At 63.7% G+C, this 26,556-nt stretch carries 20 protein-coding genes and 1 pseudogene; 11 read left to right on the top strand and 10 right to left on the bottom strand.

From position 1 onward, the window contains the following. Positions 1–193: 193 nt before the first annotated feature. Both mutS and MTX19_RS03040 read left to right on the top strand, forming a co-directional pair. Entirely contained in the window at positions 194–2,953 is a 2,760-nt protein-coding gene (mutS, locus tag MTX19_RS03045) for a DNA mismatch repair protein MutS (protein WP_280985839.1), read from the top strand. A gap of 87 nt (positions 2,954–3,040) precedes the next feature. Beyond that, a complete protein-coding gene (locus tag MTX19_RS03040) occupies positions 3,041–4,078 on the top strand; it encodes a hypothetical protein (protein ID WP_280982382.1) in 1,038 nt (345 codons plus the stop codon). Between the two features lie 154 nt (positions 4,079–4,232). On the opposite strand, the gene MTX19_RS03035 is transcribed toward MTX19_RS03040, so the two are convergent. The 3 genes and pseudogenes from MTX19_RS03035 to MTX19_RS03025 form a co-directional block, all read right to left on the bottom strand. Further along, entirely contained in the window at positions 4,233–5,033 is an 801-nt protein-coding gene (locus MTX19_RS03035; protein WP_280982381.1) for a hypothetical protein, read from the bottom strand. A 159-nt stretch (positions 5,034–5,192) separates the two neighbouring features. Continuing rightward, complete coding sequence (locus tag MTX19_RS03030) at positions 5,193–5,702, bottom strand: OsmC family protein (protein ID WP_280982380.1); 510 nt, start codon at positions 5,700–5,702, stop codon at positions 5,193–5,195. A 55-nt stretch (positions 5,703–5,757) separates the two neighbouring features. Continuing rightward, positions 5,758–6,010 (bottom strand): annotated as a pseudogene (locus tag MTX19_RS03025) (aliphatic sulfonates ABC transporter substrate-binding protein); the annotation flags it as partial. Positions 6,011–6,208: 198 nt separating this feature from the next. On the opposite strand from MTX19_RS03025, the gene MTX19_RS03020 reads away from it, so the two are divergent. Then, entirely contained in the window at positions 6,209–9,001 is a 2,793-nt protein-coding gene (locus MTX19_RS03020) for a [protein-PII] uridylyltransferase (protein WP_280982379.1), read from the top strand. 76 nt (positions 9,002–9,077) lie between these two features. Here MTX19_RS03020 and MTX19_RS03015 read toward each other — a convergent pair whose 3' ends face one another. Next, positions 9,078–9,383 carry a hypothetical protein gene (locus tag MTX19_RS03015; RefSeq protein ID WP_280982378.1) on the bottom strand — a complete coding sequence of 102 codons (306 nt, stop codon included), beginning with the start codon at positions 9,381–9,383 and terminating at the stop codon, positions 9,078–9,080. 333 nt (positions 9,384–9,716) lie between these two features. Here MTX19_RS03015 and MTX19_RS03010 point away from each other — a divergent pair, with 333 nt between their 5' ends. The 3 genes from MTX19_RS03010 to MTX19_RS03000 all read left to right on the top strand — a co-directional run bounded on the left by MTX19_RS03010 (position 9,717) and on the right by MTX19_RS03000 (position 12,648). Further along, positions 9,717–11,492: a PAS domain S-box protein gene (locus MTX19_RS03010; RefSeq protein ID WP_280982377.1), complete on the top strand. Its 1,776-nt coding sequence runs from the start codon at positions 9,717–9,719 to the stop codon at positions 11,490–11,492. Beyond that, the gene (locus tag MTX19_RS03005) at positions 11,486–12,160 is read left to right on the top strand and encodes a response regulator transcription factor (RefSeq protein WP_280982376.1); all 675 of its coding nucleotides are present in this window, start codon (positions 11,486–11,488) and stop codon (positions 12,158–12,160) included. Before MTX19_RS03010 ends, MTX19_RS03005 begins: the two co-directional genes overlap by 7 nt. Positions 12,161–12,258: 98 nt before the next feature. After that, the gene (locus MTX19_RS03000) at positions 12,259–12,648 is read left to right on the top strand and encodes a response regulator (protein ID WP_280982375.1); all 390 of its coding nucleotides are present in this window, start codon (positions 12,259–12,261) and stop codon (positions 12,646–12,648) included. A gap of 719 nt (positions 12,649–13,367) precedes the next feature. On the opposite strand, the gene MTX19_RS02995 is transcribed toward MTX19_RS03000, so the two are convergent. Next, a complete protein-coding gene (locus MTX19_RS02995; protein WP_280984675.1) occupies positions 13,368–13,892 on the bottom strand; it encodes a methylated-DNA--[protein]-cysteine S-methyltransferase in 525 nt (174 codons plus the stop codon). A 197-nt stretch (positions 13,893–14,089) separates the two neighbouring features. On the opposite strand from MTX19_RS02995, the gene MTX19_RS02990 reads away from it, so the two are divergent. Then, positions 14,090–15,310, top strand: a complete 1,221-nt coding sequence (locus MTX19_RS02990; RefSeq protein WP_280982374.1) for an ABC transporter substrate-binding protein — start codon at positions 14,090–14,092, stop codon at positions 15,308–15,310. A 340-nt stretch (positions 15,311–15,650) separates the two neighbouring features. Beyond that, on the top strand, positions 15,651–16,877 hold the full coding sequence (locus tag MTX19_RS02985; protein ID WP_280982373.1) for an ABC transporter substrate-binding protein: 1,227 nt from the start codon (positions 15,651–15,653) through the stop codon (positions 16,875–16,877). A gap of 115 nt (positions 16,878–16,992) precedes the next feature. Here the strand turns inward: MTX19_RS02985 and MTX19_RS02980 are convergent, their stop codons facing one another. Then, a complete protein-coding gene (locus MTX19_RS02980) occupies positions 16,993–17,418 on the bottom strand; it encodes a DUF1330 domain-containing protein (protein ID WP_280974524.1) in 426 nt (141 codons plus the stop codon). 221 nt (positions 17,419–17,639) lie between these two features. Here MTX19_RS02980 and MTX19_RS02975 point away from each other — a divergent pair, with 221 nt between their 5' ends. After that, entirely contained in the window at positions 17,640–19,880 is a 2,241-nt protein-coding gene (locus MTX19_RS02975; RefSeq protein WP_280985838.1) for a penicillin-binding protein 1A, read from the top strand. A 307-nt stretch (positions 19,881–20,187) separates the two neighbouring features. Here MTX19_RS02975 and MTX19_RS02970 read toward each other — a convergent pair whose 3' ends face one another. The 4 genes from MTX19_RS02970 to MTX19_RS02955 all read right to left on the bottom strand — a co-directional run bounded on the left by MTX19_RS02970 (position 20,188) and on the right by MTX19_RS02955 (position 24,308). Continuing rightward, positions 20,188–21,027, bottom strand: a complete 840-nt coding sequence (locus MTX19_RS02970) for a SprT family zinc-dependent metalloprotease (RefSeq protein WP_280985837.1) — start codon at positions 21,025–21,027, stop codon at positions 20,188–20,190. Between the two features lie 198 nt (positions 21,028–21,225). Beyond that, positions 21,226–22,554, bottom strand: a complete 1,329-nt coding sequence (gene phaZ / locus MTX19_RS02965) for a polyhydroxyalkanoate depolymerase (RefSeq protein ID WP_280982372.1) — start codon at positions 22,552–22,554, stop codon at positions 21,226–21,228. Positions 22,555–22,692: 138 nt separating this feature from the next. Then, positions 22,693–23,517 (bottom strand): ABC transporter permease, encoded by an 825-nt coding sequence (locus tag MTX19_RS02960; RefSeq protein ID WP_280974528.1) that lies wholly within the window; start codon positions 23,515–23,517, stop codon positions 22,693–22,695. Beyond that, entirely contained in the window at positions 23,514–24,308 is a 795-nt protein-coding gene (locus MTX19_RS02955) for an ABC transporter ATP-binding protein (protein WP_280982371.1), read from the bottom strand. Before MTX19_RS02955 ends, MTX19_RS02960 begins: the two co-directional genes overlap by 4 nt. Positions 24,309–24,414: 106 nt before the next feature. Between MTX19_RS02955 and MTX19_RS02950 the strand changes: the two genes are divergently transcribed. Continuing rightward, positions 24,415–25,737, top strand: coding sequence for an ActS/PrrB/RegB family redox-sensitive histidine kinase (locus MTX19_RS02950; protein ID WP_280985836.1), 1,323 nt, complete (start codon positions 24,415–24,417; stop codon positions 25,735–25,737). A 119-nt stretch (positions 25,738–25,856) separates the two neighbouring features. Then, the gene (locus tag MTX19_RS02945; RefSeq protein ID WP_280982369.1) at positions 25,857–26,411 is read left to right on the top strand and encodes an ActR/PrrA/RegA family redox response regulator transcription factor; all 555 of its coding nucleotides are present in this window, start codon (positions 25,857–25,859) and stop codon (positions 26,409–26,411) included. Positions 26,412–26,556: the final 145 nt, after the last annotated feature.

Genomic DNA, 26,556 nt, shown 5'->3' with positions numbered 1-26,556 from the left:
AGGGCTATTCTATCTGGGCCGTGGAGAGGGTGGAAAACCCCGTTCTCTCGGATAGGACCGCGCGGCGAAATTTTGTAGCTTCCGCGTTCTGGAGCCCGGTCGGTTCTGATGAGATCAGAACCGGGCACCAGATTCTTGTTTGGACGCGTTTTCTTCACGCGAACCGGTGCCCACTTCTCTCGAAAACGCTCTGATGACAATCCAGCAGTCCATCCCCGTTCCGCCCGAATCTGCTCCCGCCGAGGCGCCGTCGCGCGTCACGCCGATGATGGAACAGTATCTGGAAATCAAGGCGGCCCATCCCGGGCTGTTGCTGTTCTACCGGATGGGCGACTTCTACGAACTGTTCTTCGAGGATGCCGAGATCGCCTCGAAGGCGCTTGGCATCGTCCTGACCAAGCGCGGCAAGCATCAGGGCATGGACATCCCGATGTGCGGCGTGCCGGTCGAACGCGCCGAGGATTATCTACATCGCCTGATCGGCGCCGGACATCGCGTCGCAGTGTGCGAGCAGACCGAGGATCCGGCGGCGGCGCGCGCCCGCGGCAACAAGAGCGTGGTCCGCCGCGGCGTGGTGCGGCTGGTGACGCCGGGCACCCTGACCGAGGACACGCTGCTCGACGCCCGCACCAACAACTATCTGATCGCGATCGCCCGTGCCCGCGGTTCGGCCGGCGCCGACCGGCTCGGGCTTGCCTGGATCGACATCTCGACCTCCGAATTCATGGTGACGGAGTGCTCGACCGCGGAACTTGCGGCGACGCTGGCGCGCATCAACCCGAACGAGGCGATCGTCACCGATGCGCTTTATAGCGACACGGAGCTTGCGCCGACCTTGCGCGAGCTGCCGTCGGTGACGCCGCTGACCCGCGACGTGTTCGACAGCGCCACCGCCGAGCGGCGGCTGTGCGACTATTTCGCGGTCGCGACCATGGACGGCCTCTCGGCGATGTCGCGACTGGAGGCAACCGCCGCGGCCGCCGCGGTGACCTATATCGACCGCACCCAGGTGGGGAAGCGTCCGCCGCTGTCGCCGCCGGCGCGCGAGGCCGCCGGCACCACGATGGCGATCGACCCGGCGACCCGCGCCAATCTCGAACTGACGCGCACGCTCGCCGGCGAACGTCGCGGCTCACTGCTCGATGCGATCGACTGCACTGTCACTGCGGCGGGCTCGCGCCTGCTGGCGCAGCGCCTTGCCGCACCGCTGACCGACGTTGCCGTGATCGCGCGGCGGCTCGACGCCGTCTCGGCCTTCGTCGCCGACAGCGCCGCGCGCGAAGACGTCAGAACCGTGCTGCGCGCGGCGCCCGACATGTCGCGCGCACTGGCGCGGCTCTCGGTCGGCCGCGGCGGCCCGCGCGACCTTGCCAGCCTGCGCGACGGCATCCTGGCCGCCGACCAGGCGCTCGAGCTGCTGGCGCAGCTCGATAATCCGCCGGCCGAGATCGCCGCCGTGATGGCGGCGCTGCGCCGGCCCTCGCGCGATCTCGCGCAGGAATTTTCCCGCGCATTGAGCGAGCAACTGCCGCTGATCAAGCGCGACGGCGGCTTCGTCCGCGAGGGCTATGAAGCCGCGCTCGACGAGAGCCGGAACCTGCGCGATGCCTCGCGCCTCGTGGTCGCCGCGATGCAGGCGCGCTACGCCGAGGACACCGGCATCAAGACGCTGAAGATCCGGCACAACAATGTGCTCGGCTATTTCGTCGAGGTCACTGCCCAGCACGGCGACAAGCTGCTGGCGCCGCCCTTGAACGCCACCTTCATCCATCGCCAGACGCTGGCCGGACAGATCCGCTTCACCACATCGGAGCTCGGCGAGACCGAGGCCAAGATCGCGAATGCCGGCGAGCGCGCGCTCAATCTCGAGCTGGAGATCTTCGATCGGCTGAGCGCGATGGCGCTCGCCGCCAGCGACGATCTGCGAAACGCCGCGCATGCCTTTGCGATGCTCGACGTCGCGACCGCGCTGGCCAAGCTCGCCGTTGACGATAATTACGTGCGGCCCGAGGTCGACGGCTCGCTCGGCTTCGCCATCGAGGGTGGACGTCATCCGGTGGTCGAGCAGGCGCTAAAGCGCGACGGCCAGCCGTTCATCGCCAATGCCTGCGATCTGTCGCCGGTACCCCCACCCTACCCTCCCCCGCAAGCGGGGGAGGGTAGGATGGGGGCCGGCCAGCTCTGGCTGATCACTGGCCCGAACATGGCCGGTAAGTCGACCTTCCTGCGCCAGAACGCGCTGATCGCGCTCTTGGCGCAGATCGGCTCGTTCGTTCCGGCGTCGCGCGCGCGGCTCGGCATCGTCGATCGCCTGTTCTCGCGCGTCGGCGCCGCCGACGATCTGGCGCGCGGACGCTCCACGTTCATGGTCGAGATGGTCGAGACCGCCGTGATCCTCAACCAGGCGAGCGAGCGGTCGCTGGTGATCCTCGACGAGATCGGCCGCGGCACCGCGACCTTCGACGGGCTCTCGATCGCCTGGGCCGCGATCGAGCATCTGCACGAGAGCAATCGCTGCCGCACGCTGTTCGCCACGCATTATCACGAGCTGACCGCGCTCTCGGCCAAGCTGCCGCGGATGTTCAACGCCACAGTCCGCGTGAAGGAATGGCAGGGCGACGTCGTGTTCCTGCACGAGGTGCTGCCGGGCTCGGCCGACCGCTCCTACGGCATCCAGGTCGCGAAGCTTGCAGGATTGCCGCCCGCCGTGATCGCGCGCGCCAAATCGGTGCTGGCAAAACTGGAAGCACAGGACCGCGGCCAGACCGCGCGTGCGCTGGTCGACGACCTGCCGCTGTTCGCCGTGCCCTCCCGCGCCGCCACTGAGGACGCGCCGCCGAGCGAGGCGGATTTGCTGGTGGAAGCAGTGAAGGCGCTGCATCCCGACGAGATGTCGCCGCGCGAGGCGCTGGAGGCGCTCTATGCGCTGAAGGCAAAACTGCCGAAGCAATAATTCCGTAGCCCGGATGCAGCGAAGCGAAATCCGGGGTTGGTTGGTTACGTACCTTCCATCACCCGGCGAATGCTGCGAGGATAGGCGATGGCATTCGGTGATCGATCACTCCTATCGCCCGCACTCCATGCAAAGTTATCGGCGGTCGGGAAAGCGCTTGGCCGCAGCGGGTCTGATCAAGCTCTTCGCGAGGCCCTGGCGGATCTTGCTACGCTCCCAGCGACCGAGGTCGTGCGAGCGAGCCGCGAGATCGCTTGGGCCGCCGGCCTCGACTGGTGGCGGCAACCTTCGCTCAGGGAAACGTTACTGCGCTGGCTGTCGTCCGAGCAGACACTCATGGCCAGGAATCCAGACTATGCGTGGCTCTTTCTATTTCATCCCGATGGCCGCGTGAGGGAGCTTGCTCTTGATCATCTCGAGACCCCGCCCGGCTCTCAGTTCTTTTTCGCCGCGTTGGCGTGGCGACTAAACGATTGGGTCGGCCCGGTCCGCCTTGCTGCACAGCGCTGTGTCCAACGCGTGGCCTCTCAAATTCCAGCAACCGTCGCGGCTGATACCGCGAAGTACCTCCTTGGTCGCCGCCTCATCTGGGGCCGCTGGCACGACACGGCGGCAAGTCTCGATCTGGTATACGGTCGCGACGATGTCCTGTCAGAATTCGTCTCCACGCTGGAGAAACAGCCCAGCGGCGCGAGCGGAGCCCATTTGCGCAACGCCCTGCGATTCTCCAGTCTCGATCGCTATTTGCCGCATGTCGCAGAGATAGCGATCGAGCCCGCCATCCGCGCCGTAGCGTATCAATGCTTGATCTCGGGGAGGGCGACGTGGCTGGCAGGCTTCGAATGGATTTGGATCGACAAGGTCTACGGATTGCAAAAGCGCGTCCCAGTCTTCGACACACGCGACATTAAGCGAGAGCATGATCGAGTCTTCTTCATCGCCCGAGGCGTCCGCGACAAATCGCCTGTTGTGAGGAGGGCTGTCGCCGACGCCATGATTAGCGTGCGGTCGCAAATAGACGATGAGGCCCCTCTGGTCGCCCGGCTTGCAGATGATCCCAATCCTGCCGTGCGCTCGCGAGCGGACTTCATGTTGAGGCATCCGCCGCCACGGAAGCCCCCTTAGCCTGATCAGCGGCTCAACTGACCCCGGGTCACGCTGCGCTCCATCCGGGCTACGAGGCACCGATGGTTGGGTTAGCGTAGCGTAACCCACCGCTTCTTTCACCAAGGCGCCATGGTGGGTTACGCCTTCGGCTACTAACCTACCCCTACGTTTTCTACGCCTTCACGGCTTTCCTCCGCCCATTCCACCACAGCGCCAGATTCCACACGATGCAGGTGGCGAGCGCGCAGCAGAGGCCGATCGCGGAGCCGAATTGCAGCACCGCGACATGCAACACGGCAACGCCCAGGCCGAAGCCCATCAGGCCCCAGGCGCTGTTGGCGAGCACGGCGGCGGTGGCCGGGCCGCCGATGCGCGGATGCAGGATCAGCATCATCGAGGAGAACACGATCGGAAACAGCGCCATCACGCCGGTGACGCGCGGACCGACCCAGCTCGACGCCGTGACCACGGTTCCGACCAGGCTTGCGACCAGTGCGGCACGCAGCGGGATGTCGTACCAGCGCCGCGCGATCAGCGGCATCTTGGCGACATGCCGGTAGGGTTTCAGCAGCGGAATGCAGATCGCAAAGGTAATCGCGTTGACGATCAGCCCGCCGGCGAGCGACCATTCGAACTGGCGCATGATGGTGGCGAGCACGAGCCACAGCGCGATCGCGGCGCCGGCGCTGATCCACATGCTGCAGCGCTGCGCCAGCACCGCGTAGGTCAGCCCCATATAGATCGTCGCGGCGTTGACCGGCAGGCTCGACAGCGCGCCCTCGGCGATGAAGGCCGCGTCATGGTCGAGCGCAAGGAAGGTGTAGGACGGCCCCGCCGAGATCGGCAAGGTCGCGATCAGCGCGCCGATCACCGGCCCCGATCGCTCCGTGACGATGGACGCACTGACCACGAACGCCGCCGCGACGGCCATGCGCAGCACGAGGATCAGGAGGAAGTGGAGCTCGGGGGACATTTTGTTGTTTTGTTGTTTTTCTTATCCTCCCTTGAAAGGGGAGGGTCGACGCGAATGCAATGAGCGGCGGGGAGGGGTCACGGTCTCTCCGCGGAGACGCTGCCGGAACGGAGAGATGACCCTCCCCGGCTCGCATTCCGCGTTGCTCCATGCGAGCGATCACACCCGCTGCATCGAGACGATGACCTTCGGGCCGTTCTTGATGGTCTGGTAGACCACGCAATAGCGTTCGGTGAGCTTCAGCAGCAGGTCGAGCTTGTCCTGCGGCGCGTCGGTGCCGACATCGAAGCGGAGCCGGATCTCGCGGAAGCCGACCGGCGCCTCCTTGTCGACGCCGAGCGTGCCGCGAAAATCGAGATCGCCCTCGGCGAAGACGGTGCCGACTTTCAGCGGCACCTCGACGGCGGTCGCGACCGACTTCAGCGTGACGCCGGCGCAGGCGACCAGCGCCTCCAGCAGCATGTCGCCGGAGCAGAGCTCGAGCCCGGAGCCGCCGGTTGCGGGGTGGAGGCCGGCGACCGCGAGCGCGCGGCCGGTTTCGACCTTGCAGGAAATACTCTCGTTATCGATTGAGCCCTTGGCCTTCAGCGTGATCACGGCGGCCGTCGGGTCGGCCTTGTAGCGTTCCTTGATCGGGGCCTGCATTGCGCGGAGTTCGGCGGAGTCCATGGTTCTGCTCCCGGCATATTTTTCTTTATGCCGGTGTAAGGCCTTGTAGCGCCGCTGTCACCAGCGCGGTCCGTTCGGGACGCGAATAGACATAGATCGACCTGATCGGGTTGCCCTTGATCCTCGCCACCAGCGCCGCCGAGCCCGCGATCGAGCCGAAATCGATCGAGCCGGCATCGAGGAATTCCAGCGCCTTGTTGGACCCGGCCGACTGGACCCAGACGATGCTGATGCCGTTAGGCCGCGCCGGGAAACAGCGCCGAGACCGCGAACATCGCGGCCAGCGTGCGCCGGGACAACGATGACATTCGACGATCTGCTTGACCTGATAAAGAAACACTCTTTTATTTCAATGAGTTAATCTTGCGATCAACAAGAAAATCCCTACCCTTTGCGAGGCGGCGCGAGAACGACCTTGTTCGAAGCGCCACTGAAACAGCATGGAGCAGCAGTCCTTATGCTTTGGTCAGTGACAGCAAACGCTCCGTCCGTTATCGGATGCAAGCATGGACAGCGTCGTAGCCGAAGTCCGCCCTGCAGCGGATGATCGTTTCGAGACTGCGCGGATCACCGCGACGGTCAATGCACTCGCCGAAAAGCATGCCGGCCGGGAGGACCAGTTCCGCGCCGCGATGGCGCAGCTGCTCAAGGCCGAACTGCTCGCGGCGCGCGCCACGGCGCAGGCACTGCTCCTGAAGGACCGGCACGGCCGCCGCTGCGCCGAGCGGCTCTGCTTCGTGCAGGACGAGATCATCCGCATCCTCTATGAGGCGGCGACCAAACACCTCTATCCCTCGCCGATCCCCTCGGGCGCCGAGCGGATGGCCGTGGTCGCGACCGGCGGCTATGGCCGCGGGCTGATGGCGCCGGAATCCGACATCGATCTGTTGTTCATCCTGCCCTACAAGCAGACCGCCTGGGGCGAGCAGGTGGCGGAGGCGATCCTCTATTGCCTCTGGGACATGGGGCTGAAGGTCGGCCACGCCACGCGCTCGGTCGACGAATCGATTCGCCAGGCGCGCGGCGACATGACAATCCGCACCGCGATCCTGGAGACGCGGTTCCTGACCGGCGACCAGCCGCTCTATGGCGAACTGGTCGAGCGCTTCGACAAGGAGGTGGTGCAGGGCACCGCATCGGAATTCGTCACCGCCAAGCTCGCCGAGCGCGAGGAGCGGCATCGCCGCGCCGGCCAGTCGCGCTATCTGGTCGAGCCCAATGTGAAGGACGGCAAGGGCGGGCTGCGCGACCTGCACACGCTGTTCTGGATCGCCAAATACGTCTACCGCGTGCGCGAGACGGATGAGCTTCTGGAACGCGGCGTGTTCGACGCCCAGGAGTACCGCACCTTCCGCCGCTGCGCCGACTTCCTCTGGTCGGTGCGCTGCAACCTGCACTTCTTCGCCGGCCGCGCCGAAGAGCGGCTGTCGTTCGACATGCAGCGCGAGATCGCGGTTCGGCTCGGCTACACCTCGCATCCCGGCATGCAGGACGTCGAGCGCTTCATGAAGCACTACTTCCTGATCGCCAAGGATGTCGGCGACCTCACCGCGATCCTGTGCGCCAAGCTCGAGGAGGAGCACAACAAGCCCGCGCCGGTGCTGAGCCGCATGGTGGCGCGCTTCCGGCCCGGTGCCAAGCGCCGGCGGGTGACGGGCAGCGACGACTTCATCGTCGACAACAACCGCATCAACCTCGCCGCCCCCGACGTGTTCAAGCACGACCCGGTCAATCTCATCCGGATCTTCCGCCTCGCGCAGCAGAACGACCTCGCCTTCCATCCCGACGCGATGCGCACGGTGACCCGCTCGCTGAAGCTGGTCAATACCGAGCTCCGCGAGGACCCGGAAGCCAACCGCCTGTTCATGGAGATCCTGACCTCCGACAACGCAGAGATCGTGCTGCGGCGGATGAACGAGACCGGCGTGCTCGGGCAATTCATCCGCGCCTTCGGCAAGATCGTGTCGATGATGCAGTTCAACATGTACCACCACTATACGGTGGACGAGCACCTGATCCGTTGCATCGGCTTCCTGCAGGAGATCGAGCGCGGCGGCAACGAGGAGTTCACGGTCGCGAGCGACCTGTTCCGCAAGATCCGTCCCGAGCACCGCCCGGTGATCTATATCGCGACGCTGCTCCACGACATCGCCAAGGGGCGGCCCGAGGATCATTCGATCGCGGGCGCCAAGGTGGCGCGGCGGCTGTGCCCGCGGCTCGGCTTCTCCCCTGCCGACACCGAGCTGGTGGCCTGGCTGATCGAGGATCATCTGACGATGTCCACTGTCGCGCAATCGCGCGACCTGTCGGACCGCAAGACGATCGAGAACTTCGCCGCTGTGGTGCAGTCGGTGGAGCAGATGAAGCTGCTGACCATCCTGACCACCGCCGATATCAGGGGCGTCGGCCCGGGCGTGTGGAACGGCTGGAAGGCGCAGCTCCTGCGCACGCTGTATTACGAGACCGAGCCGGTGCTGACCGGCGGCTTCTCCGAAGTCAATCGCGCCCAGCGCATCGCAATGGCGCAGGCCGAATTCCGCGCCGAATTCACCGAATGGCCGGAAGCCGAGCTCAACGCCTATATCGGCCGGCACTATCCGGCCTACTGGCTCAAGGTCGAGCTGCCGCGCAAGATCCGCCAGGCGCGCTTCATCCGCGCGAGCGAACAGGCCGGTCACAAGCTCGCGATCAATGTCGGGTTCGACGAGGTCCGCGGCGTCACCGAGCTCACGATCCTCGCGACCGACCACCCCTGGCTATTGTCGATCATCGCGGGCGCCTGCGCCTCCGCCGGCGCCAACATCGTCGACGCCCAGATCTACACCACGACCGACGGCCGCGCCGTCGACACCATCTCGATCTCGCGCGAATACGACCGCGACGAGGATGAGGGCCGGCGCGCGACCCGGATCGGCCAGATGATCGAGGACGTCTTGGAGGGCAAGCTGCGGCTGCCTGAGGCGGTGGCGCGGCGCGCCGTGCGCAGCAAGGCGCGGCCGTTCATCGTCGAGCCCGAGGTCACCATCAACAACCAGTGGTCGGATCGCTACACCGTGATCGAGGTCTCCGGCCTCGACCGGCCCGGCCTGCTCTATCAGCTCACCACGGCGATCTCGAAGCTCAACCTCAACATCGCCTCCGCGCATGTCGCGACCTTCGGCGAGCGCGCCCGCGACGTGTTCTATGTGACCGACCTGCTCGGCGCCCAGGTCACCGCGCCGACCCGGCAGGCCGCGATCAAGAGCGCGCTCCTGCACCTGTTGTCGAGCGAGGACGCCGCGGCGAAACCGGCTGCCTGACGACTCTCTCCGCCGTCATCATTCCGTGCGGGCCGCCCCGGAATGACGACAGAGGCGATCACACGACCGCGCAGGTCTAATCGGGTTGTTCGGCGTCGGCTCGGCCTTGGGGTTCGAGCGCTGCCAGGTTCGCCTCCAGGAAGGCAAGATAAGTTGCCTGGGACAACAGAAGGCCCAGATCGAACAGTGCAAGCAAGGCGCTCCCCCACGAGCCGTTCGCCGACTCGCTGCTCGTTGGTCCGTCCCCGTCGATAACGGAAGGTTGGAAGCGGTGGTCGCTCCCCAGGTGCTTTGCTTCGGGCCCGATGTCATCGGAGCAAAGGATCAAGTGCAGGCGAGTTTTCGACATATCAATCCCCAGATTCGTAATCGGCGATCGCATGGCAATTTCAGACGGCCTATTGTCATCGAGTTACCCAACAAGCGTAGTCGAGGCGCTGGAACCGGCCATTGAACGGAGGTTGATCGGGCCGTTACATGTGGTGGGGGAGAACCATACCTAGGTTTAGGCACAACCTGAGCCTGAGTGAGCGCGATGGTTTCGCTTCCCGGGCGACCTGACGGCATGCGGGAAGATCACGAAAGCTCCCGCATAATGTCGCTCGAACGGCGAAAAGCTGCTAGTATTCAGCCTGTTAGGAGGGCGACGTTGTCGCCGCTGATGATACTGGTCACCTGATGATACTGGTCACCTAGCGACGCAGCGCGGCCCGCAATGGCCAATTGCTTCGTGCTGCCGATGATGCGCAATCCGAAAATGAAGTGGCCGGCCGAACAATGGCTGCTCGGCTGCATGGTGCTGGCGCTCGGGACGGCGGCGTGCATTTGGCTGGTGCTTGGTCCGTCGCCGGCGACCCCCGCATATCTGATTGCCGTCGTGCTGCTCGTCGCCGCGCTTGGCGCTGCATTGATCGTGATGCGCCTGGTGGGCTCCCGCCAAAGGCAGATGGAGGATGTGCTGCACGGCCAGGCGAAGGGCGAGGAGCACGCGATCGAGGCGCTGCGCAACAGCGAGGCACAATGGAAGGAGGTGTTCGAGCACAACCCGGTCATGTACTTCATGGTCGATGCAACGGGCACCGTTCTGTCCGTCAACACGTTCGGCGCGGCACAACTGGGCTACTCCGTCGACGAATTGCTCGGGCAATCCGTGCTAAGGGTCTTTGCCCCCGAAGATCGGGACATGGTCCAGAGCAACGTGGCAGCATGCCTCGACAAGATCGGCCAAACCCACAGCTGGGAGATCCGGAAGGTCCGCAAGGACGGGTCCCGGCTTTGGGTTCGTGAAAACGCCAAGGCCGTGCGGCGGCTGGACGATCAATTGATCGTCCTGATTGCATGCGAGGACATCACTGAGCGCAAGCAGGCCGAAAACGCGCTGCGGCAGAGTGAAATGTATCTGGCCGAGGCTCAGCGATTGAGCCACACGGGCAACTTTAGCTGGCACGTTGAGAGTGGTGAGATCATCTGGTCGGAAGAGACCTTCAGAATATTCGAATTCGACAAGGCTCCTTCCATCAAGCTCGACACGGTGCTTCAACGCATCCATCCGGATGATCGCACGCGCGTGCGACGGACCATCGAGTGCGCGTCCCGCGACGGCGAGGACTTCGAGCACGGATACCGATTGCTGATGCCCGACGGGTCGATCAAACATGTCCACGCCAGGGCGCATGCGGTGACGGATGCTTCGGGCGAGACTGAATTCATCGGCGCGGTGACGGACGTGACGGCCCGCAAGCAAGCCGAGGCGGACTTGCAGGAGATGCAGGCTAACCTCGCGCATGTCACTCGCGTGACGGCGCTCGGGGAGCTCGCTGCGTCGATCGCCCATGAAGTGAACCAGCCGCTCGCCGCCGTCGTCGCCAACGCCGCGGCATGTCTGCGCTGGCTCGACCGGCCCAGCCCCGATCTGGATGAAGCGCGCGGAGCGGTGAAGTCTATCATCAAAGACGGCAATCGGGCGGGCGATGTCCTCCAGCGTGTCCGCGCCCTGGTGAACAAGACGACCGGTCAGAAGACACCGCTCGACGTCAATGACGTCATCAACGAGGTGATCAGCCTGGTGCAACACGAACTGGCGAGCCACCGGGTGTTGCTGCGGCTGGAACTTGCTCCCGCTCTCCCGCTGGTCCTCGCCGACCGCATCCAGCTGCAGCAAGTCATCCTCAACTTGGTCATCAACGGCATCGAAGCGATGCAGCCGGTCACGGACCGGCCGCGGGAACTTACGATCCGCACAGACCATGACGAAGCCCGGCAAATCCTGGTTACGGTCAGGGACTCCGGCGTCGGCGTCGCCGGCGAAGACGCCGGCCGGCTGTTCGACGCCTTCTTCACCACCAAATCGGGCGGCATGGGAATGGGGCTGTCGATCTGCCGCTCGATCGTCGCCGCTCACGGCGGGCGCCTCTCTGCGGCCGGCAACGTCGGCCCTGGTGCGACATTCCAGTTCACCCTGCCGTTGCATCAAGGGAATCACGCATGGTGATCAGGCGCCCGACACCGCCGCCCACCCTCGCAAGCGCCGAGGACCCGATCGTCTTCGTCGTCGATGACGACGCATCGGTGCGTGAAGCACTGAGAAATCTCTTCCGGTCGGTCGGCTTGAGGGCCGAGGTGTTCGCCTCGGCGCACGAATTCCTGCAGAGCAAGCTTCCGAACGTCGCCAGTTGCCTGATCCTTGACATCCGGATGCCCCGCCTGAGTGGCCTGGACTTCCAGGCCGAGCTGGTGAAGGCCGACATTCACATTCCGATCATCTTCATGACGGGTCATGGCGATATACCGATGACGGTCAGGGCGATGAAGGCCGGGGCTATCGACTTCCTGACCAAGCCGTTCCGCGATCAGGACATGCTGGATGCGGTCACGACGGCGATCGAGCGCGACAGAAGCCGCCGCGATGAGGCAAAGGTCCTATCAGACCTGCGTGTTGCGTTCGCCAACCTGACTCCTCGCGAGCGGCAGGTGATGGCTCTCGTCACGGCGGGGCTCATGAACAAGCAGATCGCGGCCGAAATCGGGGTGGCCGAGATCACCGTGAAGATACACCGCGGGCACATCATGCGGAAAATGGCGGCGAAGTCGTTGCCGGACCTAGTGCGGATGGCGCAAATGCTCGGGATCGGGCCCGCATCCAGCAAGCCGCAAACCTAAGTATGATTCTCCGACCCGGCTTCGCGACGCACTGTGCGATAGCAAGACCGCACAGGACGCGGCAAACACTCCTTTGGTTGTCCCCAGGAAGGATCTCCTTGCCCAACCCGCCGGTAATATCAATCATCGACGATGATGGGTCGGTTCGCGCCGCGATCTACAATCTCGTCAGGTCGTTTGGCTACATGGTCCATACATTCGCGTCGGCTGAGGAATTCCTGCGTTCGCCTCACCTTAACGACACATCGTGCGTGATCACGGATGTCAGAATGCCGGCCATGAGCGGCCTCGATCTGCAGGATCACCTGCTTGCCAACGGGCAGCGCTTTCCGTTCATTTTCGTCACGGCTTTCTCGATCGAAAGCGATCGCGTCCGCGCTCTGAGGGCGGGAGCGATCTGCTTTCTGATCAAGCCGTTCGACGGGGAAGCTCTGATCAGATGCCTCGATACCGCCCTCGCCCAAGTCGGCGCGCCCGCGATCGAATGAGGCCATATCGAACGCGGCAGGCGGGCTATACGCAAGGATAATCCCCGCAAACATCTAGACAAGTTGAAGGTGAGCAGTGGCGGCGCAAGACTTGGCATCGTCGTCTTCTGCAAGGACGACGGCAAAGACAGCATCAGACATTGTGATCGGAAGATGGCCATTCCTCGGAGGGAGGTTGCCATGCGTGCAGAACCGCGCTGCTCTCAATGTGACAGGGAAGATCCCAAGGTCATCTCCCTGCGAAATCCGGCGAGCGAACGCTACTGCGGGCGCCTGTGTCTCTACAAAGGTCAGGAGAACTTCATTCGCTGGATACAGCGAGCCAATGCGGAGACCACGTCATGACAAACCGTTGCGGCAATCCGGAGTGCAGGCGCCCCTTTGGACTGATCCGGCGCAGCTGGCACTTCGAGCAGTTTTGCTCGACGAAGTGTCGCGAGGCCTATAAGCGGCAGTTGGAGCGCAACAGAGCCTATTGGAAATGGCTCTATCCTTTGCCCCGAACCGGTGAACCATCGAAGAAATTGATCTAGCGACGAGAGCGAGGAACGCTCAAAGGAGCCGCCATGACGACAGTAGACGCGATGCTGGTGGGAGCGATACTCGCGTGGGCGCCTTCGCTCATTTTATTCCTCTATATCATGCGCGACCTGCGAAACGCGCCTTAGCGAAGATCGATTGATCGTCGATCAATCGCCCGGCGGCGCTTCGCAAGCGCTCTAAACCTCCACGCCCTCGTGGCGCAGCAGCCAGCGCTTGCGCTCCAGTCCGCCGCCATACTTGACCAGCGAACCATTGGCGCCGATCAGGCGGTGGCAGGGCACGACGACGCTGATCGGGTTGGAGCCGTTGGCGTGGCCGACGGCGCGCATCGCGTTCGGCACTTTCAGCTTCGCCGCCAGTGCGCCGTAGCTCATGGTGGTGCCGGGCGGAATCTTCGGCAGCGCGTGCCAGACCTTCTGCTGGAACGGCGTGCCGGCGACGCGCCATTTGATCTCGGCGAGCCGATCGAGGTCGCCCTTGAAATAGCCGCTCAAGGCGTCGCGAAGCTCACGCGGCGCGCGGCCGGCGCGCAGCGTCACCGCGCCATAGTGAAGCCGCAGCAGCTCGAGCATCCGCCCTTCGTAGTCGTCCCAATCGAGCGCGCGCAACACGCCGTCGTCATCGGTCACCAGCAGCGCGGTTCCGATCGGGGTCTTGAGACGATCGAGGTTAAAGGCTTGCGGCGTCTTCGGTGCGGCCATGCTGATCTCGCGGAAATCGATCTTGCTCGGTGATACTTTCACCTGACGGCCGCCGACGTCCACCCGAATTCCGCGACACTGCGCGCGGGCGGCGTCCTTGCAATGGAGCACCCCTTCCTCCATCATCGCTGCAACGATGACATCCGACGGAGGGAAGCTCCGCGGACAAGATCATCGGCAACATGGGAGGTCACGACATGAGAAGCGTGCAATTGCTCGCTGCGAGTTCGCTTGCGATCGCGTTGTCCGTTACGTCAGCTGCCGCGCAGAAGAAATACGACATCGGGGCGACCGACACCGAGATCAAGATCGGCCAGACCGTGCCGTTCTCGGGCCCCGCATCGGCCTATGCCGGCATCGGCAAGACCCAGGCCGCCTATCTCAAGATGATCAACGATCAGGGCGGCATCAACGGCCGCAAGCTGAACCTGATCCAGTATGACGACGCCTATTCGCCGCCGAAGGCGGTCGAGCAGGTGCGCAAGCTCGTCGAGGGCGACGAGGTGCTGTTCACCTTCCAGATCATCGGCACGCCATCGAATGCCGCCGTGCAGAAATATTTGAATGCCAGGAAGGTGCCGCAACTGCTGGCTTCGACCGGCGCATCGCGCTTCTCCGATCCCAAGAACGCGCCGTGGACGATCGCGTACAATCCGAACTACCAGTCCGAGGGACGCATCTACGCCAAATATATCCTGGCCAATTATCCCAACGCCAAGATCGGCATCTTCTACCAGAACGACGATCTCGGCCGCGACTACATCACCGGCCTGAGGAGCGGTCTCGGCGCCAAGGCCGATAGCATGATCGTCGCGGAAGCCTCTTACGAGCTGACCGACCCGACCGTCGATTCCCAGATCGTCAAGCTGAAGGCCGCGGGCGCCGACCTGATCTACGACGCCTCGACGCCGAAATTCGCAGCGCAGGCGATCCGCAAGATCGCCGACCTCGCTTGGCATCCGGTGCATATCCTCGACATCAATGCGAGCCCGGTGTCGGCGACGCTGAAGCCCGCGGGCCTCGACATCTCAAAGGGCATCATCTCGACCAATTACGGCAAGGACCCCGCCGATCCGCAATGGAAGGACGATCCCGGCGTGAAAGCCTATTTCGCGTTCATGGACAAATATTATCCCGAGGGCGACAAGCTCAACACAGTCAACACCTACGGCTATGCGACCGCCGAACTGCTGATCCAGGTGCTCAAGCAGTGCGGCGACGACCTCACCCGCGAGAATCTGATGAAGCAGGTGACCAGCCTGAAGAACTTCGTGCCGAGCCTCGCGCTGCCCGGCATGTCGATCACGACGGGACCGAAGGACTATCGCATCAACAAGCAGATGCAGATGATGCGCTTCAACGGCGAGCGCTGGGAGCTGTTCGGCCCGATCATCGAGGATACCGGACCGGCGGGTTAGTCGCTCCGGGGCCAGATAAGCTCCCTCTCCCCGTTCCTACGGGGCGAGGGGGTAGCTGCACTCGTGGAGACTCCCCCTCACCCGCATCGAATCTTCGATGCGATGCGACCTCTCCCCGCAAGCGGGGCGAGGTGAGGCGGAGCACGACCCCCAACCCGGTTTCTTTTTCGCATTGCCCCCTACTTTGGTTGACTGAAATCGCTGACCTTTTCGGCATCGCTCGTCTTGCGTTGCAACAAGCGTTCCTCCAGTATCCCGGCCCAGCGATGGCAACCGCGGGAATTTGGCCCCGCGGACGAGATCATCGGCCAACCATCAATCACGTGAGGAAAGCAGCATTATGAGGAATGGGATTTTCCACCTGGTCACGGGAACGGCGCTGGCGATGGCGCTGGCGGCCTCGCCGGCCCTCGCGCAGAAGAAGTACGATCCCGGCGCAAGCGATACCGAAATCAAGATCGGCCAGACGGTCCCCTTCAGCGGTCCGGCCTCCGCCTATGCCAGCATCGGCAAGACCCAGGCCGCCTATTTCAAGATGATCAACGATCAGGGCGGCGTGAACGGCCGCAAGATCAACCTGATCCAGTATGACGACGCCTATTCGCCGCCCAAGGCGGTCGAGCAGGTGCGCAAGCTCGTCGAGAGCGACGAGGTGCTGTTGACCTTCCAGATCGTCGGCACGCCGTCGAACGCCGCCGTGCAGAAATATCTCAACGCTAAGAAGGTGCCGCAGCTGTTCGCGGCCACCGGCGCGTCGAAGTTCACCGATCCAAAGAACTTCCCCTGGACGCTCGGCTTCAACCCGAACTATTTCGTCGAGGGCCGCATCTACGGCCAGTACATCCTGAAGGAGCATCCGAACGCTAAGGTCGGCGTGCTCTATCAGAACGACGACCTCGGCAAGGACTATCTGAACGGCATCAAGGCCGGCCTCGGCGCCAAGGCCGCCAAGATGATCGTGGCCGAAGCCTCCTACGAGGTCTCCGATCCGACCGTCGATTCTCAGATCATCAAGATCAAGGATGCCGGCGCCGACCTGTTCTTCTCGGCCTCGACGCCGAAGCAGGCCGCGCAGGCGATCAAGAAGATCTACGAAATGGGCTGGCATCCGATCCAGATCGTCGACATCAACGCCACCTCGGTCGGTGCCGTCCTGCAGCCGGCGGGTCTCGAAGCCTCCAAGGGCCTGATCAGCACCAACTACGGCAAGGATCCGGCCGACCCGCAGTGGAAGGACGATCCCGGCATGAAGCGCTATTTCGACTTCATGGCCAAGTATTATCCCGACGGCGACAAGAACTCGAACTTCAACACCTACGGCTACTCGACGGCCCAGCTGATGGTGCACGTGCTGAAGCAGTGCGGCGACAACCTGACGCGCGAGAACGTGCTGAAGCAGGCGACCAACCTGAAGAACGTCGAGCTCGACATGGCGCTGCCCGGCATCAAGGGCAACACCACGCCGAACGACTACCGCGTCAACAAGCAGCTTCAGATGATGCGCTTCAACGGCCAGCGCTGGGAGCTGTTCGGACCGATCCTCGAGGACCAGGCTCCGGCGGGCTAGTCGTCCTTGCAGATGTGAGATGCGATCGGCGGCCTCCAGAGGCCGCCGATTTGTTTTTGGAGCGGCCGACTCAATCTATCGACGAGGATAGTAATTGCGAGCACCGTTGAGGCACCTACTCCGGAATCTCGCCGAAGTTCTTCCCCACCGGCAGCACAGCATGACGGATCAACCGCGAATCCTCCACCGCGGCCTGGCGGTGCTTGACCGCCTCGCGATAGACGGGGTCGCGGATCATCTCGACGAAGGCACCGACGCTCGGATACTCCGCGATGAAGCAGTGGTCCCAGCGCTCCTCCTGCGGGCCGATCAGCATCAGCTCGAACCGGCCCTGCCAGACGATGCGACCGCCGAGCCGCTCGAATACCGGACCGCTTTCACGACCGTAAGCCGCATAGGCTTCCGCGCCGGTCGCCTTGCGGCCGTCGGGATAGGCCGCCCATTCGCGCAAGCGCACCAGGTTGAGCATGTGGATCGGACCTGGCCGATTGTTGTCGCGGAACTGCGCGAAGACTTCCTTGGTCGGATCGATGTGGCCCATGCGGCGCTCCTTATGTGTTGTTCACTGGAGCGCGATCTTGATCGCGCTCCATCGTCTTGTTTGAGCATGATCTTTTCGGAGAACCGGTGCCCACTTCTCCGGATCATGCTCACACTATCTAGCACGCGCTGCCTCACCTCCTAATCCCCCGTTAAGCTTTGCGTAACCGCCCCTTAAACCGGGAGCGCTAGTGTCCCGCCGGAATAGTGTGAGCGTTGCTTATGGCGTGGGGACGGAAAAAAGGCGGTGCGCGCAAGGAGCCGCTGTTCGGGCTTCCGGCCGCGCTTGCCGACCTGCGGCTGTCGCCCGACGATCGCATTCCCGGCGGCGGCGACGACAAGCCGGCCAAATCCAAGCCCAAGAAAACAGATTCCGGCGAGAAACCGCGCGCCTCGCGCAGCGGCAGCAAGCGCCGCGGCAAGTCGCGCGGCTTCGGCATCGGCCGCCTGCTCTACTGGGGCGCGGTGCTCGGCCTGTGGGCGTGCATCGCGGTGATCGGTGTCGTGGTGTGGGTCGGCGCGCATCTGCCGCCGATTCAGTCGCTGGAAATCCCGAAGCGCCCGCCGACCATCCAGATCGTCGGCCTCGACGGCAGCGTGCTGGCGCAGCGCGGCGAGATGGCCGGCGCCAATGTCGCCTTGAAGGATCTGCCGCCCTATCTGCCGAAAGCCTTCATCGCGATCGAGGACCGCCGCTTCTATTCGCATTTCGGCGTCGACCCGTTCGGCATCCTGCGCGCGGCGGTGGCCAACCTGATGCATCGCGGCGTGTCGCAGGGCGGCTCGACGCTGACGCAGCAGCTCGCCAAGAACCTGTTCCTGACCCAGGAGCGCACCATCCAGCGCAAGCTGCAGGAGGCAGAGCTCGCGCTGTGGCTGGAGCGCAAGCATTCCAAGAGCGAGATTCTCGAGCTCTATCTCAACCGCGTCTATTTCGGTTCCGGCGCCTACGGCGTCGAGGCCGCGGCGCAGCGCTATTTCGGCAAATCGGCGAAGAACGTGACGCTGGCGGAAGCCGCGATGCTGGCGGGCCTCGTCAAGTCGCCGTCGCGGCTGGCGCCGAACCGCAATCCGAAAGGCGCCGAGCAGCGCGCGCAGGTCGTGCTGGCAGCAATGGCCGACGCCAAGTTCATCACCGACGCGCAGGCCAAGGCCGCCATGGGCCAGCCCCTGCTCAACGTGAAGCCCGCCGGCGCCGGCACCGTCAACTATGTCGCCGACTGGATCGGCGAGGTGCTCGACGATCTCGTCGGCCAGATCGATCAGGACATCGTGGTGCAGACCACGATCGATCCGAGGCTGCAGAACATCGCGGAAGCCGCCGTGATCGACGAGCTCGCGGCCAAGAGCGTGAAGTTCAATGTCAGCCAGGGCGCGCTGGTGGCGATGTCGCCTGATGGCGCGGTGCGCGCCATGGTCGGCGGCCGGAACTACGCAGAAAGCCAGTACAATCGCGCGGTGACCGCGAAGCGGCAGCCCGGCTCGGCCTTCAAGCCGTTCGTCTATCTCACCGCGGTGGAGGCCGGTCTGACGCCTGATACGATCCGTCAGGATGCCCCACTCGACATCAAGGGCTGGAAGCCCGAGAACTACACCCACGAATATTTCGGTTCGGTGACGCTGACCCAGGCGCTGGCGATGTCCCTGAACACGGTCGCGGTGCGGCTCGGCCTCGAGGTCGGCCCGAAGAACGTGGTGCGCACCGCGCACCGGCTCGGCATCTCCTCGAAGCTCGAGCCCAACGTCTCGATCGCACTCGGTACGTCCGAAGTGTCCGTCATCGAGCTGGTCGGCGCCTACGCGCCATTCGCCAATGGCGGGTACGCCGTATCGCCGCATGTTGTGGCCAGGATCAAGACCAGCTCGGGCAAGGTTCTCTACGACCGTCCGGCCGATCCGCCGAACCAGGTGATCGAGCCGCGCTACGACGCGATGATGAACAGCATGATGCGCGAAACGCTGATCTCCGGCACCGCGCGCAAGGCCGAAATCCCCGGCTGGACCGCCGCCGGCAAGACCGGCACCAGTCAGGATTATCGCGACGCCTGGTTCATCGGCTACACCGCCAATCTCGTCACCGGCGTCTGGCTCGGCAATGACGACAATTCGCCGACCCGGAAGGCGACCGGCGGCGGCCTGCCTGTGGAAGTGTGGACGCGCTTCATGAGAGCCGCGCATCAAGGCGTGCCGGTCGCGGCCATCCCGAACTCGCAAGGCAATTGGGGACCGGCGAACCTGGTGCAGATCTCGTCGCAGATCACGCCGCCATCGGCCCCGACGGGCCAGATGCAGGCGCCGATGCAACCGCCGCCTGCGCCCGTGCCTCAAGCAGGCGGCGGTTATTACCGCCCGCCGGCGCCGGTGCGCGCCTCGGCTGCGCCGCCCCACCCGCACGCGCGTCCGGAAGCGGCCGCGGGGTTGGATGGCTGGCTGGTGGATCGCCTGTTCGGCGGACGTCGCTAAGGCGTGATGAGACTAGGTTGAGCTGAAACGGCAACGGAGATTCACCTCTCCCTTGGGAGAGGTAAAGCGAGTCCGTCGCCGAACCGATTCGATCCAAACTCATCTTGCTTTAGGCGTGTTCGGCTCGTCGCTCGGATGAAGCCAAGGGGCTACGCGCAACGTTTCCATTGCCAACAGATCGTCATTCCCCGCGAATGCGGGGGATCCAGTACACCACGGGCTCTCGGTTTGAAGACAGACGTCTCTGCAATACTGGAACGCCCGCTTTCGCGGGGGACGAGCGTTCGATTTGGGGCGCTACCGCCGGCTAATCCAGGATCCCGTAGCGATGCAGGTCGTTGCCGTGGGTGTCGAGCCAGCTCTTGGCACGGTCGACCGACGTACAGAGCTTGCCGACCACCCTCCAGAACCGCAGCGAGTGGTTCATCTCGACGAGATGCGCCACTTCATGGGCGGCGAGGTAGTCGAGCACGAAGGGCGGCGCCAGGATCAGCCGCCACGAGAACGATAGCGAACCGGCCGCGGTGCAAGAGCCCCAGCGGCTGGATTGATCGCGGATCGAAATGCGCCGCACCCGGACGCCGAGTTCCGCGGCGTAAAGCTCCGCCGCCTTTTGCAGATCCTTGCGCGCCTCGCGCTTGAGGAAGTCGTGCACGCGGCGATCCATGTGCTCGACGCCACCGGCGACACACAACACCTTCTCGCCGCTGTCACGGGTCTCGGTCCAGACCGTGCCGCGTTCGCCGGCACGGTGAACGAGGCGGTGTGGCACGCCGCGCAACGGCACCAACGTGCCGGGCTGAAAGGGCGCGGCCTTCGGCAGACGGCCGAGACGTGCGGCGATCCAGCCGCCGTGGAGGTTCGCGAAGTCCTTGGCTTCTATGATCGTGCCACGCGGTGGCATCGTCAGGATCGCTTCACGGTCTGTCGGATGAATTCTCAACGTGTAGCGGCGCGCGCGCCTGTGTCTGCGAAGCCTGACGGTGAAGAATTGAGAGCCGTGCCTGACCAAAAGGGTCGCGGGTTCGGCGGGCCGCCGATAGAGGAGCGCGCGAGTAGCCATGTTTGAGAGTCCGGGGAGCAGGAGTTCACCCGAATTCTGCCATATCCGCCGCCAGCGGAATGGCTCGGCGCAAAAACAAATCATTTGCCCAATATACAGGGGTCGACCGATTCTCGCCCCCTATGGGCTGGGGCTGGAACCGGAATTTTTAGAATGAATCACGATTGAAAGCAACGCTCAAACAATGAAGAAATAATCATTCCTTGAGCGCTCCCGGAATCGAAATTCTTTTAGTCAATTCAGCAGCTTGTGCCGCGACCGAAATCGCGGCCGAAACGATACCTATTCGGCCGCTGCGACCAGGGAAAGCCGCGTAGTGGCCGCCGAAACCATGAAATCGGAGATGCGCGGCACGATTTCGGAGCGGAAACGCGAGCCGTTGAACACGCCGTAGTGCCCAACGCCCTTCTGCACGTAGTGCACGCGGCGATGCTTGGGAATCGCGGTGCAGAGCGCGTGCGTCGCCTCGGTCTGACCGAGGCCGGAGATGTCGTCCTTCTCGCCTTCCACCGTCATCAGCGCAACGCGGCGGATCTTCGAGGGGTCGACCGGCTTGCCGCGATGGGTCATCTCGCCCTTGGGCAGCGCGTGCTTGACGAACACGAGCTCCACGGTCTGCAGGTAATACTCCGCCGTGAGATCCATCACCGCGAGGTACTCGTCGTAGAATTCGCGGTGCTTGTCGACGAGATCGCCGTCACCCTTCACCAGATTGGCGAACAGCGCCTTGTGCGCGTCCATGTGCCTGTCGAGGTTCATGCTGATGAAGCCGTTGAGCTGCAGGAAGCCCGGATAGACGTCGCGCATCACGCCGGGATGAGGGAACGGCACCTTGGTGATGACGTTGTTGCGGAACCATTCGATGCCGCGCTCTTCGGCCAGGTTGTTGACCGCGGTCGGATTGCGCCTTGTATCGATCGGGCCGCCCATCAGCGTCATCGACAGCGGCACGAAGGGATCTTTGTTCGCTTCCATCACGGACACGGCCGCGACCACCGGCACCGACGGCTGGCACACCGCGATGACATGGATGTTGCCGCCGAGCGTGTGCAGCATCTCGATGACGTAGTCGACATAGTCATCGAGATCGAAGCGGCCGGCGGCGAGCGGCACCATGCGCGCGTCCGCCCAGTCGGTGATGTAAACCTCATGCGTCGGCAGGAATGCTTCGACCGTGCCGCGCAGCAGCGTCGCATAGTGGCCCGACATCGGCGCCACGATCAGCACGCGCGGCTGCGGCGCGCGCAGCGGCCGCGTCAGCTTGCGGTCGAAATGCAGCAGGCGGCAGAACGGCTTTTCCCAGATCGAACGGACTTCGACCGCGGTGCGGATGCCGTTGACCTCGGTCGTGGGCAGGTTCCATTCGGGCTTGCCGTAGCGGCGGGTGGTACGCTCGAACAATTCGCATGCGGCAGCGACCGATTTGCCGAACTCGGTGTGCGTCCACGGATTGAGCGGATTCTGGAACAGAATCTTGGTGGCGTCGGTCACCGCGCGCGCCGGATTGAGCGACGCATGCGCCATCTCGTACATCCAGTAAAGCGGCGTCGTGAGTGCCGGCCTGCCTTCCGCCACCAGTGGCGGGGCACCGCCAAATTCACCAATCGGCATCGTCGTTCAGACCCCTGTCATACCCCTGTTTTGCGCCGCAGCATACTGCCGAATGCGCAATAATGCGTCAATGCGACGCTAGGTGCATTTAGGGTCGATATCTGCCTAAAACAGCGAAATTCCTTGGGAAAGTGACATTTATTCACCAGCGCTGAGCAGCGATCCGTGACGCTTGGCGCTGCGCAACAGGGCAAGGAAGGTTGCAAAAGATGCAGCGAACAGGACGGCGTTGATCAGAAGCGCATCGATCATCAGGTCGGCGCGGAAGACGTGGTCGATCAGAAGCGCGCGCATGCCCTCGAACACATAGGTCGGCGGCAAGGTCCAGGCGACATATTGCAGCCAGACCGGCAGCACATCGACCGGATAGTAGATGCAGGCGAGCGGCATCACCGCGAACATCAGCGTCCAGACGATGCTTTCGGCGCCGAGCCCGTTGCGCAGCACCAGGCCCGAGGCGAACACGCCAACCGACCAGCTCGTGAAGATCAGATTGCAGAAGAACGCGATCAGCGGCACCCCGATGGCGTAGAAGTTGAAGCCGAAAAAGAACAGCGCCATCAGCGTCATCGGGGTGATGCCGATGGCGAGCCGGATCAGGCTCATGATCATCAGCGAGAGCAGGAACTCGATCGGCTTCAGCGGGCTCATCATCAGGTTGCCGAGATTGCGCGCCCACATCTCCTCGAGAAACGAGATCGAGAAGCCGAGCTGCCCGCGGAACAGGATGTCCCAGAGGATGACGGCGCCGATCAGCGAGCCGCCGGCCCTGGCGAAGAAACCCGAGGTTTGCGAGATGTAGGTCTGCAGAAAGCCCCAGGTGATGATCTGCAGCGCCGGCCAATAGACCAGTTCCAGAAGCCGCGGCCACGACGACATCAACAGATACCAATAGCGCAGCACCATCGCATTGATGCGATGCAAGGAAATCCCGTGATTCTGCCGGCTCACGACCTCGCTCACGTCACGCCCTCCCGCATCCGGCCGCGCGCGACGTCGAGAAACACCTCTTCCAGCGTGTCACGGTTATAGCGCGCCATGATCCGGTCGGGGCTGTCGTCGTCCTCGATCTTGCCGCGCTTCATGATGATGACGCGGTCGCACAGGCGCTCGACCTCCAGCATGTTGTGCGATGCGAGCAGGATCGTGGCGTTGTGGGTCTTGCGATAGGTTTCAAGATGCTGCCGCACCCAATCGGCGGTGTCAGGATCGAGCGACGCGGTCGGCTCGTCCAGCAGCAGCAGTTCCGGCTGGTTGATCAGCGCCTTCGCGAGCGCGACGCGCGTCTTTTGCCCGGCGGACAGCTTTCCATTGGCGCGATCGAGGAAATCCTTGAGGTCGAGATCGGCGGCAAGCCGGTCGATCCGCTCCCGCAAATGCGTCACCGCATAAAGGCGCCCGAAAATCGTCAGGTTCTGCCGCACCGTGAGCCGCATCGGCATATCGACATAGGGGCTTTCGAAGTTCATCCGGCCGAGCACGTCGTAGCTCTGCTCGGGGATCTTGGCGCCCAAGACCTGAACTCGGCCCGAGGTCGGCAGCACCAGCCCCATGATCATCGCGATCGTCGTGGTCTTGCCGGCGCCGTTGCCGCCGAGCAGTCCGGTGATGCTGCCGCGCGCGATGCGGAAGGAGATATCGTCGACGGCGCGGGTGGCCTTGTAGAGCTTGACCAGATGCGCAACATCGATCGCCGCCGATCCGCTCAGATCGGCCGCCGGCGGTTGCCCCTGACCTGTCTCGCTCTGTTGCATATGGCCGTTCATTGAGCCATTGCGACAATAAGCGCAAGGCTTGCACCGCCTCCTTGCGGTAAGTCGCGAATTTGTGCGCTGCCCATAGCACAGCTAAGGTCCAGATATGACCGACCTCGCCGCCTCCGATTTCCGCCAGCCACGCAGCTATGTCCGCCTGGATACGATCCTGCGGCTGCGCTGGCTGGCCGCGCTTGGCCAGCTGGTGGCGATCTTCATCGTCGCCCAGGGATTGGAATTCGACGTTCCGATCGTGCCCTGCGTCTGCATCATCGCGTTCTCGGCGTTGCTCAATCTGGGACTGCAGATCGCCTTCAATCCGATGCAGCGGCTGGAGCCGACCCACGCCGCTGCCCTGCTCGCGCTCAACATTGTGGAGCTTGCCGCGCTGCTCTATTTCACCGGCGGCCTGCAGAACCCGTTCTCGTTCCTGTTCCTCGCACCCGTGCTGATCTCGGCCACGGTGCTGCCGGTCCGGCTGACCATCGCGCTTGGTTGCCTAGCGGTCGCCTGCGCCTCGGCGCTGTTCTTCTACCATCTTCCGCTGCCGTGGGACGCCGACGATCCGCTGGTGCTGCCGCCGATCTATTTGATCGGCGTCTGGTTTTCGATCCTGCTCGCGATCGGTGTCACCAGCCTCTATGCCTTTCAGGTGACGGAGGAAGCGCGTCAGCTCTCCGACGCGCTCGCGGCCACCGAACTGGTGCTGACGCGGGAGCAGCATCTGACCCAGCTCGACGGCCTTGCCGCCGCCGCCGCGCACGAGCTCGGCACCCCGCTGTCGACGATCTTCCTGATCTCGCGCGAACTCGAGAAGACGGTGCAGGAGCCGAGCCTCGCAGGTGACCTGAAGACCCTGCGCGAGCAGGCGCAGCGCTGCCGCGACATCCTGAGCAAGATCGCGCAGTTGTCATCGAGCGGCGCGCCGTTCGACAACATGAAGCTGTCGACGCTGATCGAGGAGGCGGTGGCGCCGCATCGCGACTTCGGCGTCAATATCAAGGTGCGGCTTGCTGTCGCAGCGACACCCGAGCCGATCGGCGCCCGCAACCCCGCGATTCTCTATGGCGTCGGAAATATTCTGGAAAATGCCGTCGATTTCGCGCACCAGACGGTCGAGGTGAATGCGTGGTGGAATGCCGAAACCGTTGAGATTGTGATCTCCGATGACGGTCCGGGCATCGCGCCGGACATGCTGAAGCGGATCGGAGAACCCTATCTGTCGCGCCGCCGGGGCGCAGATGAGGCTCAAAATACCCGCGGAGGCCTGGGTCTCGGCGTTTTCATCGCAAGGACGCTGCTGGAGCGCACCGGCGCCAAGGTGTCGTTTACCAACCGCATCTTCCCCGATCACGGCGCCGTCGCTCAGATCGTCTGGCCGCGCGAGCGCTTCGAGGGCACTGCACCGAACGCCGAGAGTGCATCTTAAGAACAATTCTCAATCACACGTCTGGCATTACTGGTGCAGCGGCCGCGACTTTCGGCTGCCTTGGCAGCGCCGCACTGCGCCCCCATATAGTGGCGGTCTGCCACAGGGAAAAATCGACAGTGAACGCCATCGCTGAACTGAATGAGCACACCGACCGATCGCTCCTCATTGTCGAGGACGACAAGCCGTTCCTGGAGCGCCTGTCGCGCGCCATGGAGACACGCGGCTTCTCGGTGACGTCATGCGATACTGTGTCCGATGGTCTCGCCGAGATCAGCCGTGCCGCGCCCGCTTTCGCGGTCGTCGACCTCCGGCTTGGCGACGGCAACGGTCTCGACGTCGTCTCGGCGTTGAAGCGCAAGCGTCCCGATGCGCGTGCGATCGTGCTCACCGGCTACGGCAACATCGCCACCGCCGTCACCGCGGTGAAGATGGGCGCCGTCGATTATCTGTCGAAGCCGGCCGACGCCGATGACGTCGTCGCCGCGCTGTTGGCGAGTGGCACCGAGAAGTCCGAGCTGCCGACCAACCCGATGTCGGCCGACCGCGTGCGCTGGGAGCACATCCAGCGCATCTACGAGATGTGCAACCGCAACGTCTCGGAGACCGCGCGCCGGCTCAACATGCACCGTCGCACGCTGCAGCGCATCCTCGCCAAGCGCGCGCCGCGGTAAGCGTCGTTTTACATTCCTTCGTGACGGCCGGGCAAAAGCGGGAAGCGCGTCTTCGCGCTGGACGTCCCGGCCATTTGCTTTTTTTGTAGCCCGGATGGAGCGCAGCGAAATCCGGGGCGGACCCACCCGTGGAACGCTCGCCCGG

The organism is Bradyrhizobium sp. ISRA464 (assembly GCF_029910095.1).
Classification (GTDB): Bacteria; Pseudomonadota; Alphaproteobacteria; order Rhizobiales; family Xanthobacteraceae; genus Bradyrhizobium.
The sequence above is the reverse complement of the archived record's forward strand: the minus strand, read 5'-3'. Positions and strand labels throughout refer to the sequence as shown.